Source organism: Bacillus cereus group sp. BfR-BA-01524 (assembly GCF_022662595.1).
Taxonomy (GTDB): domain Bacteria; phylum Bacillota; class Bacilli; order Bacillales; family Bacillaceae_G; genus Bacillus_A; species Bacillus_A thuringiensis_S.
In genome coordinates this window covers 1-18,511 of record NZ_JAKUDW010000099.1, presented here as the reverse complement: position 1 = coordinate 18,511, position 18,511 = coordinate 1, and the positions used below count along the sequence as shown (strand labels likewise).

The following is an 18,511-nucleotide window of genomic DNA, read 5'->3' as shown; positions in this document are numbered from 1 at the left end:
TTCTTTCACACTATCAGGTAAAGAACCTTTTGACTTATCTACCTCAAGAACAAAATACCCATCTTTTACATCTTTCACTTCAATAACTTTACCTTCTACTACATCTTTATCTTGTTCCACTACACTAGCTTCTACATTCAATTCAAAAGAATTTGCTGTTATAGTACCAAAAATTCCTAAAGCTCCTACTAAAATTACTTTCTTTAACATTTTATATCCTCCTTAAATCACAAAAATTTATTATTCAAGAACATATGTTCTACTTGTTCGAACAAGTAGAACAATAGATAATAATTCGTATTTTAATATATTTTTTCAGAACTACTCACTAATGATTATCATATTTTTTTACTAAACATCCTATTTTTCATATAATTCATTTGCAAGTATGACCATTCACATTATTAACAGCTAATTGGAATACACCTTTAGCGTTGGTTTCATTAGAAATATAAATTTGATATACACCTTTAGGTAATGGTGAGATTGCTGTATTTGAACAAGTAGTAGTAATTATCTGCTCTTTTGGTTTTACATGACCACCTAGAATCAATTCATCATTAGGACCTTTAACAGTATACCCAATTGCATTTTTACCTTTGTTTTCCAAAGAAAATTCTATATCACCGCTACCACTATACATGAATGAATTCATTTCTCCTACAGCATCACTATATTCAATTTTATTAATTAATAATAAAATTTTATCTCTATGTTTCTGTTGCTCGATTATATTAATGGTGGTGTTTGATTTTTCCACTTCTCCGGCATAAACATCAACACCAAATATCCCCCATGTGGATACTGAGACTAGCCCACAACAAAGTAAGGATTTAATAAGTTTCATATATTTACCTCCTCTTATTTTTAATACATTAATATAATTTGTTATAATCTCCCTAAAAAAACAACTGAAAATCCCAAAAGGACAAGCACTAATTAGGGGAATAGGGATTATTCAGTTGTTCTTTAAATAGAGAGATTTTACAAAACGTAGACAGCAAACACGTATAGTTGCTATGCAATTAATACTATCAGGAATAGCTTAAATAGTATTTACAAAATGGTAACGATTTGAGAATAAAATAATAAATTTAGATTCATATGGAAACAACAATTATATTAAGTTTTCAAATAATGATCTTAGAAAATTCCCACCTACTCACTTCGCGTTCCTTGAGGACGGAGTCTTCTTGTCTAAAATGATAAAATATAGCCATACTAGGCTATTTCCACTTCACTAATAAACAAACCGAAAGTGAAGAAAGTTCAAAATGCTCAGATTTAAAGTAATGCTTTGATCAAATTATATACACTAAAGAACCTGTAGAAATTCTACAGGTTCTTTAGTGTATATAATTATATTAATAAAAAGACTACTCTGTTTTTGTTATTTCACACTCGCAGAAAAACTACTTTCATCGTTACCGCCATAGTTACTATTGTTACTTAGCCCTTTCAATTATTATCACCAAATAAAAGCGTATCATAATCTCCTTATACTAATAATTTATTATTTTAAAGGCATTGTTTTTACCAATTTCAAAATATCATTTATAAATTTATAAGTTTGGGGAGCTTTCTCTTTAACCATGTTAATATCCTCTGTCTTTTTAGAGTGCATCAGTTGAAATGCTTCTGCCCAAAATTCACGGGAGTTAGTTTTTGCGTATTCTGTTAAATTATTCTTCTCTATAGCATATATCTGTTCAAATCCTAATGATTCTGACATAGCAACACCTTTTCCAGAAAAAACTAATTCGCCAATATAATAATCCAACGCATGACCAAACTCATGTATTAAATCTCCACTATTCAATTTTGTACCTTCCTGGAAGGAATGTAGTGCGTTAATTACAATTGTACGGTTATCTGGATTGTATATTCCGCCTGCTGTCGCATATGGTAATAATGTATTAACTAATGGTTGTTTCGGTGCAAACGCCTCTATTACAGCTGCTGGTGTAATATCGGCAATTATTATTTTCCCATTTTTTTCTAACATAAAATTAATTATCCTATTTAAAACATCTTTGTCTACTTGAGTTCCTAAATTCCTAAGTAATTCTATTCCCTGTGAGGAAATTACAGAACTTGCCAAGTTATGCAATCTAAATTCAATCATTTTTGAATTCAATGGTGATTTTAAAAGAGAATTAAAGTCGTTATTTAGCTTAATTTCATTTATTTCTATAATTTTATCTACTCTTTCTTTTGGAATTAAGGTAGCTTCTATTCTAATACATTCCTTTCCTTCTTGCCTAACAATCCTACTATTTAAAATTTTTAAGCCTATATTTCGATCAAGGATAAGCTGATTTTTATTTATATGTCCTACCGATGTACCCTTTGGAAGCTTAATTCTCCACTTTAATAATCCAGAATTCTTTTCATGTGTTTCGGTAAGATTCACAATTGTAAACTCCTGATTTTTACTAAATAAAAGATGTATTTTTAATTCTTGAAACTTTTCCCTATTTATTGTACCATCTATATTCGTTAAGTGTTTATCTTCAACATCTATAAAATCTGATAAACTGATATTTTTATATACATATAAATCCTCATTCAATTTTGAACCCTCTCTACTTAAAGCTCTTTCGATGTTTTTTACATCTTTTTTATACTTTTCGTTTTTCTCTTTAAGTTCTGAATCAATTGGTCTTCTATCTAGGTTGCCTCCTAAACCTTTCAAAATTTGATTAATATCATATCCTCCGTCTTTGCTTGCAGAATTTAATACTTCTAATGACTCTATTTCTTCTTTTTTTAAAGTATTTATCCACCTGTTATACTGTATTTCACCCCATTCATTCACATTTTCAGTTCTATGCTCAAAATCCATAACACCATCAATAGGATAAAAATCGATACTTTCTGTTATAGCTCTCGAATGTATAGGATAAAATAAAAACATAAAGAAAAAGGTAAAAAAGAAAAAAGTATTTTTTTTGCATTTTATTTTATGATTCATTTGATTTCTCCATTCTTTCAATTTAGTTAGAAATATGTAAATGCTAATATTATATATAATAAAAAAGTATACACATTGTACTAATTGGATTATTTTTATCTTCCAATTAGTACATTTCACTTCAAATAGATAAAAATGAATATATCTATTTGATATCAGACCTTTATTAAAAAAATTATAATGAATGTTTCTATCTGGATTTACTTGTAATAATTCACAACCTGAACGACTGTTTGTATTAGAACATTTTAGTTAAATACTCCTTAGTATTTCTAATAGATTAAGAGTTATAATCTGTTTTTCCTTCGCTTAAGAAACAAATTACTTCTTTGAGATGCGGTCCTCTGTTAGTACTTTTGTACGTCACAAATAAGATTCCACAATTTAAAAAAATCAAGTTTTAAATATACTTCATTATAAACACTCGATTGACTTATCTACTGTTGCGTTTCTTTAATATGTAATTGTTACAGATTAAATATAACTAGCCGAATAAAAAAAAGCCTGTACAAAATATACAATTACAGGCTTTCTAAATTTTTAAAAATGTTATTTCGTAATTTTATACTCTATATTTACAGAGTCATCCGCAACGTCTCCTTTAAAGTAAATATCCCCATTAAGGCCTTTTGAATCTTTGGGCTCATTTTCACCATATGCGAGTATATCATCTTGATTCGCAAGGTAATCTTCTTCCTTTACATTAGCAATAAATCTGATATTACTCTCTTCAGTGATCGGAGTAAACGTTCTAAAAGTTATATCTTTTTTATAAGGTTGATCTTGAGTATATTCTCTACTTGAATTTTCTGTTGCATCTTTCCATATTTCGAATACTTCACCATTATTTATAAATCTTATATCACCATAAGGTTCAATCATTCCACTCTCACCAGCATTTTTAAATTTAATTATCGCCTCCATATTGTATTTGTGGTTTTCAGCTACTTTCACAGGGCTTAATCCCTCTTTTACTGCATATACCTCAATATGATCTGTGGCTATAATCCCTATACCACTATTAAAATCTAAGAAATTAATTTTAATAACACCATTTGAATCTGGCTCATCGATGTTTTTTGAATGCCCAATCTCTTTACCATTCACCTTCACTTTATACTTCCACTTAATTGGTCTATTTACTTTAAGGTTAATGCTATCTACATAATCTGTTCCACTATTTTTATCTTTACGTACACTTTCAAAAGCATGTGCTTCTTTAATATAATCTTCTGATACTCCATCGAATTTTTTCTCTGCTTTACTTAATTTTGTAATGGCTATATTATCAAAATAAACTTGACGAGTGTCATCATTTTTATCATTTTTTACTCGAACAGTATTAAATTTTGACACATCATCACCTGTAGTAAATTTCAATTCAGCTTTCTTCCACTTACCGCCTTGAGAAAGTTCAAATTTTTGATTAACAGCATACTCTCCTTTGCCACTACCAATTCCAAACTCTATCTCTTTCTCGTGCTGTGTCCCTTTGAAGTATGCACTTAAGACATAACTTGTATTAGGTTCTAGTTTGGATTTCAACATTCCATAACCAATATTACCAGTACTATATCCAACATCATCAAGACCAGGTTGATTAATATTCGTAGTTTCCCATTCAATATTACTATCTTTTCCATTATCTAATACGGTAGGTGTCTTAATTACAATTTTCATTCTAGGCGTTAATTTTATATCATACATGTTCTTGTTTGACATTTTTTCTAATTGTTTCATCATTTCTTTTTTTGTGTTTTCATCATAAAATAATTCAACAGAGTGCTCACTAATATTATGTCCATTAAAAGTCAATTTTCCGTTTTCCTCTTTAGCCCCAAATGCTATCTTAAGTGCATCTGCTAAGGTTAATTGCGGAGTTTTATCTTCAGGATCAGTATAATTTTTAGCAGCCACCTTTTCCTCTTTTACAGTATCACCTGTATTCAATATAATATCTGCTGTCTTATTCTCAATTTGTCCGAGTTTAGGTGCCCAGTCTCCAGCTACCGAAATATCTCCGCTTGAAACAATTTTCGCATATTTCCCAGCTACTTGTGGTGTTTCTAATTTTACAGGGGCACCCGCTCTTAACTTTTCTAACTGTTGGCGATTCATTTTAATAGGCTGCGAATTAAATTGATCCATTGTATTTAATGATAGAGCATGTAATTCTTTATTAGGATATGTATCACCTGGATTAAGATCATTCCCAATTTGATTTGCCTGTGCTGTAAAACTCCCTATTGTTTCACCACCCAACACAAAACTTGTCGTCGGAGCGGCTCTATAAATTGGTGCAGTTCCACTATTATAATATCTAACATTCAAATTAACGTATGCTGCATCTGCTGCATTAAAATGAAGGGTGTTACCATTGCTTGTTGAACTTGTATTTTCTGTTGTATTACTATGTGAAAAGTTTGCTGTCACCCCTCCAGTAATACCATATAATCCACTATACCCTACATTTACCTCTCCACCAAAAGTCATTCCTGCAGTTTCACTAGAGGACATTGCATGCTCTTCTGAATTTGTATAATCTTTATTTTCAGAGATAATCATTTTTTCCATTTTCACTCCAACTGCTGGAAACGCTGCAACTAATGGATTATGCGCCTCTTTAGCTACTGCAGCTGGCAGATGACCAGAAGCTTTTTCAAAATCTGTATAAGGATCCCCTGTCGTATATGCATTCATAGGATTAGAAACATATTTAATATACCCCTTTTTACCTAGCTCTTTTGTCCATAGGACAGACTTTTGTCCTTTTATTGTATATCCGTTAATTTCCCAATGATCTAGTATACCGTCATCATCTGTATCTAAAGATTGATCAGTCGTATCAGGAATTGAATTATCATCAAGCAAAGGTGTTTCAGGAATTAATTTAGTTTTATTTTCTCCTGGAGCGAAATTCGGTAAAACCAAATTCTCCTCAGGAACAACAATTTTATCAGAATTAGTCCTCGCCCAGAACAATTGTAAATCTGATAAATTTTTCTGATTTACTGCTTCATCTTGTCGATATTCCAAACGTATTTCATATAATTTATCCTTTTCGAGTTCTATTTTGTTCTCCATAGGAGATTGATTAATTACCGTCTTCCCATCAATTTGCATGGCAATATTTTGATCTGAGGATGTAGAGAATGTATATTCTCCACTCTCTGATGGCTTAATATATCCTATCCATCTTATAGACTGGATACTTTGTTTTTCTTTGGATAATAATTCATCATGATCTTCTTTTATTATCTTTAAATCACCATTCTTTTCTGGTGTCATCATTACTAATTCGTTAAAATTACTATCATTATAATAATATCCCATAAGTCCGGATCGTTTAATTTCCGCTTGATTAACTACCCCACTCTGTGCTTTATCACTTACTTCTTGAGCATGTAAAATATTAGGTGACATAATTTGACTAAGTAATACTGTTGTAGCTATACATTTATATACAGACTTTATATTCATAATTTTTTCTCCTTTAATTTTTGGCATTAAATACGCTGTTTCAAAGAACTACTAAAATTTACAAAAATAAATCCTAAGCAATAAAAAGATGCATATTACATAACTAAATTGTCCAATTAGAACCTGATTAGTTGTTATTTCGTGTATCTTTAGCTACTTTCATTAAGCGTCTTATAATACAACTCATATGCCCCATAAAAATGACATCAAATAAATAACCTTCATAAAATCTATTCATTCTTACATGGTAAGTTAATAATTTTTTTACAGTAATCAAATTAGCTTCTTTTACAGCATTCTCATTTTTTATATATCGTTCTATCTTTTCTGTTTTTCCCCAACTAATATAATCAAAGTTTAGAATAAATTCATTTTGATATAAAAATTCTTCAAATCTATATAAAATCTCTTGTAATGATTCTTTATTCTTCAAATTTTTTAGCCCTTCTACGTTTTCGAAAATTATCATATATTCCCTGAGGCTTTGAATCTGTTGTTTAGACAAGCTATTTATTTCATACATATCTATTTAAGGATTCCTTTCGCATTCAATTGAATATATTCTTTACCCTTATCTACAATAATGGAAATACCCCACACTTTATATGTAAATCCTCTTGCTACTAACATTTCATTTTCTTCTGGCCACATACTTAAGCTTCCTAAGTATGCTGCGTTGGTTCCCTCTGGCAACTTAATTTTCATTATTACCGGTCTTTTACTATGCTCAGTTCTCAGTTCCGAAAACATTACTTAATGATGTACTTAGATATCCATACTCAGTCTTAATCACCCCCTTTAACGTTTTGGAAAGTTCCGAAATTTTTTCTCTATTAATCTTGTTTCCTTCCTGCACACCATACATATAGGGAGACACCCTCAAATTGAACACCCAATTCTATTTCCGTAACTCTTCTATATACCATAATGGGGGGGCTGTTTTCGTCTTTTTTAACGCTTGATCTATCATATTAATACTTTCATTTTCGTTTTCATTCAATAATTCATTACTTAAATTTCCCTTTGTAGACCTTAAATATTTATTCAGTTTAATATAATTTTCATCTGTGTATTTTTTAATCCTTCCTCTTCCTCGCGTGATAATAAATTATGCCATTCTTTTTATTTATTTTCTCCCCAATCATTCGCTATTTTATTTTCTCCTTCAAATTCTATTAAACCATCAATATCATTAGAGGCTATTTCATCAGAACCAGCATCCACAGTTTGCACGGAATTTATGAAAGAATACATACAAATAAACGGAAAAATAATAAATGTTCTAATTAAATATCTTTTTTATTCATATTTCATCTCCAACTTCCCAGCTCAATCAGGATTTCATTGACTAAATGTTTATTTTTTCTCACATGAATTTCCCTTAAGTTTTTATTTCTTAATTCCTTTTGCCGATATTTCTAGAATCTTTTCACCATTTAGTACAATCCAAGATAGGTCTTCTATTTGATATTCAAATCCTCTGGCAACTAGCATTTCTGTTTCTGCTGGATAAATACTTAAATTTCCTATGTATGCTGCATTTGTACCTGCTGGTAATTTAATCTTTATTAGAACGTCATATTCACCATTTAATATTTTGCCATCGAGACGTTTAGATAGCGATGAGCTCATGTATCCATAATTAGTTATAACTTTCCCTTTAAGTTTCTTTTTAACTTCGGAAAAATAGGCTGCCTCATGATCATCCATCTTCCCCTCATTCTTTTCATAGATCCTTGAAACTATATCATCTATGCCTAACATTTTATGAGAAACAGACCTATATACTGTTATGGGAGTTTCTGTTTCTGTCTTTTTTAATACTTTATCTAAAATATTAATCTGTAGATTAAGACTCTCGTATAGAAATTCATTTATTAATTTCCCTTTCATTTCCCTTAAGTAAAAATTTATCATCTCATAACCGTTCTTTGTATACTTTTTAATCGTTTCCTTTTCTTTATCTGTTAATGATTCTCGCCACTCTTTGTATTTATTTTCTCCCCATATATCCGCATCTTTATAATTCCCTTCAAATTCTATTAAACCATCAATATGATTAGAAACTATTTCATCAGAGTCAGCTGCCCAAATCTGCACTGGATTAACAAAAGAAAGCATACAAACAAGTGTTACAGCAATCAATACACTTCTGTAGATTTTATCCTTTATTATATTCATACTCTCCCTCCAAATATTTTTGGCTAATCTACCAATCTAAATTAAAAATAAAAACTACTATAATTCACATTATATATACTCAAATAAAATAGGATATTTAGACTTTGTCCTATAAATCTATAAAAAGAGACAAAATCTAAACATCCTATTAAAATAAATCATCATGTCTATACAAAAAACTGTAGATATATTAACCACTAATTAATATACTATACATATTTCTTTCAAATTTTTTTATACATGCTACATACTAAGTAACCTAGTTTTCATTATGACCTGTCCTTATCTATGCTGAGGTTCGGCAACTTAGCAGTTAAACCACTCATGGGTCATCTGATAGATAATTTAAATAGCATTTATTATTATTTTCGAAATCCTCTTGCCTCTATCTCCATATACTCTCTACCATTTACAGTAACAATAGAAGTACTCTCTATTTTATATGTAAATCCTCAAGCAACTAACATTTCATTCTCTTCAGGAGCCTCACTTAATCCCCCAAAATATGCTGCATGTGTACCATCTGGTAACTTAATCTGCATTAAAATTGGTAATTTACTATACTCAGCTGAAGGATCTTTAGATAATGAACTACTTAGATACCCATATGTAGTTTTAATTTGCTTTGAAATCTCTGAAAACGCATTTCTATTAATCTCATTTCCATCTTCCTAATCATATAAGGATATACCTTCAAAATAAGCACCTAATGCTACTTCTGTAACTCTTCTATACACCATCATTGTTTCTGAAGTTTTTGTCTTTTTTAATGCGCTATCTATAGTTTTAATTATTTTATTATTTCTTGTGGTGAACATATTATTTTTCAATTTACCTTCCGTTGATCACGAATAACTATTTATACCTTTAGATGAACATGTATAATCTTGAATCGCATTTTTTTCTTTACATATTAATTTAATAATGTTTTCGCCATTTCCCCTCAAAATCTATTAAATCATCAATTCGATTAGAAACAATTTCACCAGAGGAACCTGTCCATGTCTGTAATGTGCTAGCAAAAAAGTATACGGGAAAATGTTATAGCAGTATGTATGCTTCTATAAACTTTATCCCTAATAATATTTATATTATCCCTCTCAATATATTACCCTAAAATACCGATATAAATTAGGATTATAAATTTCTATAATTGATAGTATGTACACTCTAATAAAATAAACTGCTCAATACTTTGCTTTTTCATGCCTTTTTTGTAAAATTTATAAGTTCGCACCTTAGATAGTTTTATACGATATACCTAATAAGGTAACATCTTCACTTGTTTTCTTGTGTAAGATTAGATTTCATTTCGTTTGGACTTGAATCATGGAGAATTATTCTATTTCTTGAAATAGTATAAGAAATCATCTATTAGATATTTTAATATGAAATGAAACGCAAGGCTGTCTACTTTCCTATCCATATCGTATCATCCTTCTTTTTTAGTTTTATAACGATGAGTCCATCAAACTTAGATTACTCAACAACCCCTAAGAAATCCAAATCATTAAATCCAGATTTCTTAGGGGTTAATCAAGAGAATGCTTACTTTATATTAAAATGGTTATTCTCCACAAATAACTTTTATCAAATATTCATTCTAATCGTAACAAAATAAATGTGCTCACTAAAGTTCTGGAATTAAATTAAGCGATAAAGTAAGAAAGAGAGGATGTATATTCTCCTAGTATTAAATAATCCTGTTAAAAGGGTTAATAAATTTTTAGTACAAATTTGGGAAGATGACTCTCAGTACCTCAAATTGTACTAGCTCCATTTCCTAAACGTCAATTTGGTCCATTCTATCAATAAGTATCCACATTTATATGTTCTTGTGCACAATAAATATTAAAAAATAAAACTCTGGGGTTAATTTTCACACTTTGCTTTCTTTTCATGAGAGAAAACATTTTATATACTGTATTCATAATAAAAAAAGGAACTCAAAAGAATTCCTTTTTTGTATTTAACTTATAAATGTTCACTTTTTCGAGTTTTAGATAAATAATCATATTGCAAGAAGATAGACAAAGAACTTGTTACTTAAGAATAACAAAAAAGTGGCAAGCAGAGACTATATAATTCAAGAACCTATTGGAGGATACCATCCATATTTTTCAAAGCATTTATTTTCACTTTCGTCATTATATGAAATACGCATGATTAAAAGTTGTTTCCTTATCATTTATATGTGTATCTGCGTGCTTCAATTAGAAGTATGTCTCTTATACCTTGTAGTCCTCCAGTATCTGTATTTTATTTTTTACTAAATGTACGAAAAACTACTTTTAATTTGTAAATATAGATATGTTATCACTTTAATAAATATCCATGTTCTCTTAGTTTATCTTTAATGAAACTTACAGTTTTTGGAGCTTCTTTTTTTATGGATTCTCTATATAAGTCTCCTTGGTGATTCTGGTTGCCCATTGATACCATAGATTTAAAAACCTCAGCAAAAAACTCATGTGGATTTTTCTTTGCATAACCATTAAAAGTGTTTATTTCCGTTATATTATTTTTTTCCTCTTCGTATAACTTTTTAAATATAGCATCATCTGCAATTTCATTTAAAATTTCAGCTTCTATTAGATGACCAATCTCATGAAATAATGTCGCTGCGGTACTAAGATGTGGTCCAAATGCACTCAATTGACTTTGAGGAGTTGCATTTATCATTATGTAAGGTTTTTTGGAATCTCCAGGAAAAACAGTTCCCCCCGCCATTGTTTCTTTCATTTGAATTGGAGTTTCTTCAAATTGAAAACCTATACTATTTCTTAATTTTAAAAAACAATCCTTTATTAAATTACTTGACATATAATTATTATTTACTAAATCCAATATAGCTTTTTGAGAATTTTTAATGGCAAGTGATGCATTCAAACCTGTAAAATTAAAAGTTATTTTCTCATTAATTTCCGCTATATCTTGTTCACTAATTCCCTTGGCACGTAATGATATCGCCACTACTTTATTTATAACATCTTGTTGATGAAGTATTTCGTCATCAATTTCTTCTTTTTTAACAACCTTAGCTTTCATTTTTAATAACGTTTTTCCGTTTTGTGTAACTACATTTATTTTATTATCTACCAATTTTATTGCATAGTCAGAAGGAAAAATTACTTGTCCATCTCCTAAATGTCCCATAAAAATGCCCTTCGGTACCGTCAATTCAACTAGAATTCGTTCTTTAGAAAAGAAAGATTTCAACAACCCATCTGGATCTTCCATTAAACTTCCTACACGTAAATCAGGAAATTTCCCATATTGAAATCCTCTCTTGAATTCATTAATATGTTTCATGTCTAAATCTAATAATCCCTTTTCTAAATCCGAATTACTTTCATAGCCAAAATCAGTAGCACTAAATCGAGTGTACACGATTTGTTTTTCTAAAGTTAAATTTTCCTTCTTCTTTATAAGTCTATTCATTTCAGCTACTTCAGAAACAGCTTTTATTAATTCTGGATCTGCTCCTTCTTCACTTGCCATGAATTTCATCTCTGTTATATTACCTCGATATTTCCTTAATAGTTCATTCGTAGGAGAGTTTTTTTTAAATGATTCTACCAATTTTTTTTCTTGTGAAGAAAAATTTTTATTCCATTCTTCATATTGATTTTTACTATATACTTTTGCTTCTTCTTTATCAGTATTCCTAAAGTTAGGCTTGAAATTTGGGTCAGATGGACGTGCTTCTATTTCAAAACTTGCATATGCAGGAAGTTCCGCATTGAATATACTAATTCCAATTCCGATAGATGTGGCTATAACCAATTTTTTTTTACTTGACTTTTTCATATTCCCTTTCCCCCTTAGTATAATTTAATTTGTCAACAGATAAATCCTTGCTAAAAATGTTATCATTTTAATACATATCCATGTTCTTTTAGTTTATTTCTTATAAATTCAACAGTCTTTGGAACCTCTTTTTCTATAGATTCTCGGTATAAGTTTCCGTTATGATTCTGATTGCCCATTGATACCATAGATTTAAAAACTTCAGCAAAAAACTCATCTGGATTTTTCTTTGCATAGCCGTTATCAGTATTTATTTTTGTTATGTTATTTTTTTCCTCTTTGTATAACCTTTTAAATGTATCATCATTAGCAACATTATTTAAGATTTTCTTTGCTATCAAATGACCAAATTCATGAAGTACTGTTCCTGAAGTACTAAGGTGCTCATTGAAAACACTTAAATTACTTTGAGGCGTTGCATTTATTCTTATGAATGGCCTCTCACTTAAATTATTAGGAATTATTGTCGTTCCTAATAATTCTTCTCTCATATGAATTGGAGTTTCTTCAAAAAGAAACCCTATATCTTTTTGTAATTTTAAAAAACAATCTTTTATTAAATTACTTGGCATATAATCATTATTTACTATATCCAATATGGCTTTTTGAGAATTTTTAATGGCAAGTGATGCATTCAAACCTGTAAAATTAAAAGTTATTATATCATTAATGTTTTCAATATCTTTTTCACTAATTCCCTTGGCACGTAAAGCTATCGCCACTACTTTGTTTATAACATGTTGTTGATGAAGAATTTCTTCTTCAATTTCTTCTTTTTTAACAACCTTAGCTTTCATTTTCAACAATTCCCTTCCATTTTGTGTAATTGCAGTTATATTACTATCTACTAATTTCATTGCATAGTCAGAAGGAAAAATCACTTGTCCGTCCCCTAAATGTCCCATATAAATGCCCTTTGGGACCGTTAATTCAACTAGAATTCGTTCTGTAGAAAAGAAAGAGCTTAACAAACCATCTGTTCCTTCCATTAAACTTCCTACACGTAAATCAGGAAATTTGCCATATTGAAATCCTCTCTTGAATTCATTAACATGTTTCATGTCTAAATCTAATAATCCCTTTTCTAAATCCGAATTACTTTCATAGCCAAAATCAGTAGCACTAAATCGTGTGTACACGATTTGTTTTTCTAAAGTGAGATTTTCTGGCTTTTTAATTATCTTATTCATTTCCTCTATTTCAGAAACTACATGTGCCAATTTTTGGTCTGTACTATCCCTACTTGCCATAAGTTTCATCCGACTTATATTACCTCGGTATTTTCTTAATAGTTCGTTTGTAGGGGAGTTTTTTTTAAATGATTCTATCATTTTTTTTTCTTTCGGAGAAAAATCCTTACTCCATTTTTCATATCGATTCTTACTATAGATTTTTGCTTCTTCTTTATCGGTATTCCTAAAGTTAGGCTTAAAATTTTGTTCAGATGAGCTTGCTCCCATTTCAAAACTCGCATATGTAGGAAGTTCCGTATTGAATAAAATAAATCCAATAGATGTGGCCATTACTAAAAGTTTCTTATTTCCATTCAATCTCTTCATATATTGTATCTCCATATCTACAATCTAATTTAAAATTACAGTTATATTTTTATCTTCTTGTTTTATTGCATAGTTGGAAGGGAAATTTACTTATCCGTTCCCTAAATGTCCCATGTAAGTTTCCTTTGAAACCGTTAATACAACTAAAACTTCCTTCTTCATTGCAGGAAGTTGTGCAGAGCATGCACCATATGTCAAACCTTCTCCTATTCCCTTGTATGTGTAACCCCTCATGTTCTTTGAAAAAAATCTTCTTGGCTAAAATCATAAAAGAATTCGCGAAAATAATGGAGATACCTACTTAGCCAGAATTTATACATCTCTATAATTTCTATAGTACATTCAGCATACAGAAATAATAAAATTCTCTCACTACTAAATATGACTACCAATAGTAGACAATTGTTATATAGATAAAGAAAAAGTCGGGTACTTAAATACGATTCCCGACTTTTTCTTATACTTGGATTATTTAAAGTTCCTATTAATAATATTTACAGAAGATTAGATATAGTTTCTATGTCTCTATTTGTAGGAATTGTTGAAATATAAACAACTGGATAACAATCTAACTCAAGTGGAATAGTAGCTATAACAAAATCTATATCTTTTAATGCATTTTTTTCTATATTAGTAACGAACTTATCCACAAAGACTAATTTATCTTTAAAGATATTACTCAATAGAGCAATTAGATATTGTTTCCATGCATCTCCTTCTCCTATGACAAGTAACACTTTTTTTGACTGTGCATTACAAAAAAGTTTTAATGCTTCTACATGTATGGCTATTTGTGTAATATCCTCATCAGGCATATTTTTTGGGATATTTTCGATGTTTGTATTGAGATCAACCCATTCCTCATATGCACTTCTTACTTGTTGAAAAGCATAGGGATATTTATCTCGTATATATTTAGAAGTTAATCCATTGGGATTTTCAATTTTCGATAAAGACTGTAATTGATAAGAAAAACGTTTAAGATATTCAATAATTAGAAAGAGTAATTTATCATCATTAATTAGACATACTTTAAATTTTTCTTCTAATAAAGCAATAAACACCTGTATGTGATTAAACATTATTTGATTATTTTGTTTAAAAATACAAATACAATCTTGAATGTGCTTTTCTGTATCTTTGTAAATATATTTAGAGCAATCTACTACAATAGATAGAAATGCAATGTCTTCTTTAGTTAAATTGAGATTATGCTTCTTTATTATTCTGTCACATAACCTTGATATTTCGGTGTAAATTCTGGATTGTTTTACATGCTCAAACGTTTCATTCTCCAGATATACATGCTTGTCTAATTTCTTTCTTCTTAAAAATATTGGAATTAAATAGGAAAGCTTTTGCTTACTCGTTATATGAAATTGAATACCTAAAGAACTTTCTATAAAATCAATCCATTCATGGATACATTCTTTTGAATACTCCTCAAATGGCCACTCGTTAATAGAATATGCTTGTAGATAGAGCTCATAATACATTAGAATAATTTGTGTTTCATCACCTTTAATTTCTAAAGGATTTCTTTTAAGGGATAATGAATATTTATTTAAATATTCATCAACTTGTTTTAAAACTGGATATACAGCAGAAACTGATAAGTATAAAGCATCTGCTAGTTGAGAAATATATTGAATATTCTTTTCCATGATAATTTTAAGTGTTTGAAATAGAAATGAGTACTTAAAACACAAAAAGTCACTTTGAAAGTTTGACGCATATAATTTCTTTTTCAAAATCACTCCTTTGCGCATTGCAATTTCAATCTCCCATTCTTTTGGAAGGGAATCTTTTATAACAGCTATATCTCTTTTTATAGTTCTAATTGAGCATTCTAAATGTAAGGATAATTCTTTCATAGTAAAATATCTTTTTTCACTATCAAGTTTGTTTAGTAGCTTGCTTTGGCGTCTGTTGATTACGTTCATAAATTATCGTGGTGATTAGGAACAACATCCTACCAACTTTCCTCCTCGCTATTACTTTTATTTTTCGCTCAAAGTAAAAAAATCCACATTGAAAATCATTATCAATAAAACAAAAAATTATAAATACAAATGATATTACCCATTTAATGTGATTACATATACTTACTTAGTACATAACACATATAATAATTAAAAATAAATAACTATAAGTCGTACTTAATGGTGTACAACTTTATAATACAATCATATGAATTCTAATTTTTAAAATTATCAACTCTTTCAACAGTAGCATTCTTAATACTAGGGGCGATTGCCTCCTCATTTATAAATCCTTTTACTCTTACCTTATCGCCCAACTTAACACATGCATTTTCAGAGTGTATAACTATTTCATTACAATTATTATAAAAATAAATATTTGATATAAGTTGTTTTGGGATACTATCCATTCTCATTAATAAGTAACTGCCCTCTCGATCAACTATTACTCCTTCAATAATTAAAGATTTAGAATTTGTAAGCGTACCTGTTGATGGACCTATTTTAGATGAAATCGATACCATACGAATTAAGATACTTTTAATTCCTAGTAAAATGTTTTTTTTCGTCATTATACTTCCCCCAATTTGTATTCGAGTATGACTCCTGTGAAAAACATAAAATGGACAAACGGAAGATTTTAATATCCCTACCTCAAATTCTGGATAAATCATGGTTAGAGAAAAGGATCATTCGTATAATCAGTCTCTATAAATAATTAAAGCTATCTTTGTTAAGAATCTATAGGAATTCAATAACATTTTAATTGTGCTGTCTTATATAGCTTTAACTGTTAAGTTTCCATCACTTAAAAAGCATATCTCTTTAAATAACAAGATAAATTCTTATAATAACTCATGATTTAAAATAAAATTTACTACTTATTTCTAACAAAAGGCTTTTCTTTCAAAAATGTAAAAATATGAAACACATATTTTTAGTTGATGACAAATGTGAAATTCCATGTTTTCATAAGATGATAGATTTTCTTAGATAGGAGTTATAAATTTCCAACCACTATTCAATTTCAATAAACATAACTTGAAATCGATTCAAACTAAATGGACCTTGTAGGGATCGAACCTACGACCGGACGGTTATGAGCCGTCTGCTCTTACCACCTGAGCTAAAGGTCCATATTTAAAATAACTATATAACTTTATTTTAAAATACAAAATTATACTATTTTTAAATATACATGGAATCTGCATATTAAGATCTCCTTTAATATGCAGATCTTTTTTGTACCGCAATTTATGCAATTAATTAATAAACATAAAATATATCAATCACATAAATGCTTTTAATAGTTCTTGGACTAATGGGATTGCCCCACCTAAAAATTTCAAAACAGCTTCTGCAATGTACATTTGAATTCCTCCCTCGAAAAAACAAAATACTGTTTAATTTTATAATCAATATTTACAAAATTAAAATGCTTTTTGTGAACTGAGTATAAACTATTTTCATTTATTATTTTTTAAATTCATTATAATATGATACTCAGAAGGATAGGGTAAAGTTGCGCTTAGAGCCCCAACATTAGCTGATTAGGCGCCACTAGCTCAAAGAGTTCATTTTTATTTGCTGATATAAAACTACTACCTATATTAATAACTACTAGTTGTCTATTTGGAACAGAATGATTAATAAATGTTGCTTTTAGTGTCGTCTTTATAATATTGTCTTTTAAATCTTTAATATCAAATTGAACAATTGATGTTATAATTTAGTCGTATTTCCTAAATCTATAACAGATTTAGGATTATATTCAGCAGCATTAGCAGTCGAAATGACAGTCATTCCACCATCAGTCACTACAGAAGATACCATTAGTAATCATAAACCTTTTTTAAAAATTCCACTGTTAATCCTCCTTCCTCTTTATCTTTTCCTAACATACTTGAATTGTAAAATAAATCCCCAAAAAAATCGTTACAAACTCGTTACAAAAAACATTTATGTTACAGCAATAAACGTTTAATTTTCACTTTATGTTTTTTATAAAAGCAACAAAAAACCATCCACTTTTATAAAATGGATGGTCTTTTGTTGCTATAAAAATCCGTTGTACTTTTTTTATTGCTTATACATTTACAAAACTTGACCGGCATTAGAGAAAATGTTGTTGGTCAAATATATCGTAACATATAATACCTACCAAGATAGTTACAGATTCGTAACAAACCTATACCTTCTGTTTTAATTCTAACTCAATTTTATTCAACAAATATCCATAGAATCAATTACTTAATAAAAATAGTTTAGGAAATAACAAAAAGCATCCAACCCTCACACAAGGACAGATGCTTTTTGTTGACTGTATGAAAGAAAACATGTTAATGCAGCTAATACATCAACTAATTTTAAAATAACATAATTTTTCATAAAAGTAGTTACAAACCTGTAACAAAATTATAACCTCCGTTAAATTTTAATTTATATGACAAATCCCTTTAATATCGCATATAAAAATCAACTTCAATATCACAAAAACAGTTTAGAAAACAATTTTATACTCATAC

The 18,511-nt window shown here is 29.2% G+C and carries 12 protein-coding genes, 1 tRNA gene and 2 pseudogenes; 1 reads left to right on the top strand and 14 read right to left on the bottom strand.

Going from position 1 to position 18,511, the window contains the following annotated elements; all coding sequences use genetic code 11:
- The 8 genes and pseudogenes from MR170_RS25040 to MR170_RS25010 all read right to left on the bottom strand — a co-directional run.
- Positions 1-210 (bottom strand): annotated as a pseudogene (locus tag MR170_RS25040) (hypothetical protein); the annotation flags it as partial.
- Between the two features lie 166 nt (positions 211-376).
- Positions 377-847, bottom strand: coding sequence for a hypothetical protein (locus MR170_RS25035; RefSeq protein WP_242309769.1), 471 nt, complete (start codon positions 845-847; stop codon positions 377-379).
- A 666-nt stretch (positions 848-1,513) separates the two neighbouring features.
- Positions 1,514-2,974 (bottom strand): anthrax toxin lethal factor-related metalloendopeptidase, encoded by a 1,461-nt coding sequence (locus tag MR170_RS25030; protein WP_242309766.1) that lies wholly within the window; start codon positions 2,972-2,974, stop codon positions 1,514-1,516.
- 549 nt (positions 2,975-3,523) lie between these two features.
- Entirely contained in the window at positions 3,524-6,454 is a 2,931-nt protein-coding gene (locus tag MR170_RS25025; protein ID WP_242309763.1) for a binary toxin-like calcium binding domain-containing protein, read from the bottom strand.
- Between the two features lie 127 nt (positions 6,455-6,581).
- Positions 6,582-6,887: a DUF6508 domain-containing protein gene (locus tag MR170_RS25020; RefSeq protein ID WP_242309760.1), complete on the bottom strand. Its 306-nt coding sequence runs from the start codon at positions 6,885-6,887 to the stop codon at positions 6,582-6,584.
- 92 nt (positions 6,888-6,979) lie between these two features.
- Complete coding sequence (locus MR170_RS32330; RefSeq protein ID WP_276575667.1) at positions 6,980-7,204, bottom strand: ADP-ribosyltransferase; 225 nt, start codon at positions 7,202-7,204, stop codon at positions 6,980-6,982.
- Positions 7,182-7,535: pseudogene (locus MR170_RS32795) on the bottom strand (ADP-ribosyltransferase). Before MR170_RS32795 ends, MR170_RS32330 begins: the two are co-directional and overlap by 23 nt.
- Positions 7,536-7,843: 308 nt before the next feature.
- Complete coding sequence (locus MR170_RS25010; RefSeq protein ID WP_242309757.1) at positions 7,844-8,635, bottom strand: ADP-ribosyltransferase; 792 nt, start codon at positions 8,633-8,635, stop codon at positions 7,844-7,846.
- 324 nt (positions 8,636-8,959) lie between these two features.
- Here MR170_RS25010 and MR170_RS25005 point away from each other — a divergent pair, with 324 nt between their 5' ends.
- Entirely contained in the window at positions 8,960-9,310 is a 351-nt protein-coding gene (locus MR170_RS25005) for a hypothetical protein (RefSeq protein ID WP_242309754.1), read from the top strand.
- Here MR170_RS25005 and MR170_RS32790 read toward each other — a convergent pair.
- The 6 genes from MR170_RS32790 to MR170_RS24980 form a co-directional block, all read right to left on the bottom strand.
- A complete protein-coding gene (locus MR170_RS32790; RefSeq protein WP_481746789.1) occupies positions 9,307-9,453 on the bottom strand; it encodes an ADP-ribosyltransferase in 147 nt (48 codons plus the stop codon). The two genes, MR170_RS25005 and MR170_RS32790, sit on opposite strands and share 4 nt — an antisense overlap.
- Before the next feature lie 1,498 nt (positions 9,454-10,951).
- Positions 10,952-12,445, bottom strand: coding sequence for an anthrax toxin lethal factor-related metalloendopeptidase (locus MR170_RS25000; RefSeq protein ID WP_242309752.1), 1,494 nt, complete (start codon positions 12,443-12,445; stop codon positions 10,952-10,954).
- A 62-nt stretch (positions 12,446-12,507) separates the two neighbouring features.
- Positions 12,508-14,004: an anthrax toxin lethal factor-related metalloendopeptidase gene (locus MR170_RS24995; RefSeq protein ID WP_242309749.1), complete on the bottom strand. Its 1,497-nt coding sequence runs from the start codon at positions 14,002-14,004 to the stop codon at positions 12,508-12,510.
- 494 nt (positions 14,005-14,498) lie between these two features.
- A complete protein-coding gene (locus tag MR170_RS24990) occupies positions 14,499-15,947 on the bottom strand; it encodes a BglG family transcription antiterminator (protein ID WP_276575666.1) in 1,449 nt (482 codons plus the stop codon).
- A gap of 254 nt (positions 15,948-16,201) precedes the next feature.
- Positions 16,202-16,558, bottom strand: a complete 357-nt coding sequence (locus MR170_RS24985) for a hypothetical protein (protein WP_242309743.1) — start codon at positions 16,556-16,558, stop codon at positions 16,202-16,204.
- Between the two features lie 490 nt (positions 16,559-17,048).
- A tRNA-Ile gene (locus MR170_RS24980) sits at positions 17,049-17,122 on the bottom strand.
- Positions 17,123-18,511: the final 1,389 nt, after the last annotated feature.

Bases quoted from the DNA above. Each gene is read 5' to 3' on its own strand.
- MR170_RS25035 (WP_242309769.1), bottom strand. From the start codon at position 847: ATGAAACTTATTAAATCCTTACTTTGTTGTGGGCTAGTCTCAGTATCC.
- MR170_RS25030 (WP_242309766.1), bottom strand. From the start codon at position 2,974: ATGAATCATAAAATAAAATGCAAAAAAAATACTTTTTTCTTTTTTACC.
- MR170_RS25025 (WP_242309763.1), bottom strand. From the start codon at position 6,454: ATGAATATAAAGTCTGTATATAAATGTATAGCTACAACAGTATTACTT.
- MR170_RS32330 (WP_276575667.1), bottom strand. From the start codon at position 7,204: ATGTTTTCGGAACTGAGAACTGAGCATAGTAAAAGACCGGTAATAATG.
- MR170_RS25010 (WP_242309757.1), bottom strand. From the start codon at position 8,635: ATGAATATAATAAAGGATAAAATCTACAGAAGTGTATTGATTGCTGTA.
- MR170_RS25005 (WP_242309754.1), top strand. From the start codon at position 8,960: ATGGGTCATCTGATAGATAATTTAAATAGCATTTATTATTATTTTCGA.
- MR170_RS32790 (WP_481746789.1), bottom strand. From the start codon at position 9,453: ATGTTCACCACAAGAAATAATAAAATAATTAAAACTATAGATAGCGCA.
- MR170_RS25000 (WP_242309752.1), bottom strand. From the start codon at position 12,445: ATGAAAAAGTCAAGTAAAAAAAAATTGGTTATAGCCACATCTATCGGA.
- MR170_RS24995 (WP_242309749.1), bottom strand. From the start codon at position 14,004: ATGAAGAGATTGAATGGAAATAAGAAACTTTTAGTAATGGCCACATCT.
- MR170_RS24990 (WP_276575666.1), bottom strand. From the start codon at position 15,947: ATGAACGTAATCAACAGACGCCAAAGCAAGCTACTAAACAAACTTGAT.
- MR170_RS24985 (WP_242309743.1), bottom strand. From the start codon at position 16,558: ATGACGAAAAAAAACATTTTACTAGGAATTAAAAGTATCTTAATTCGT.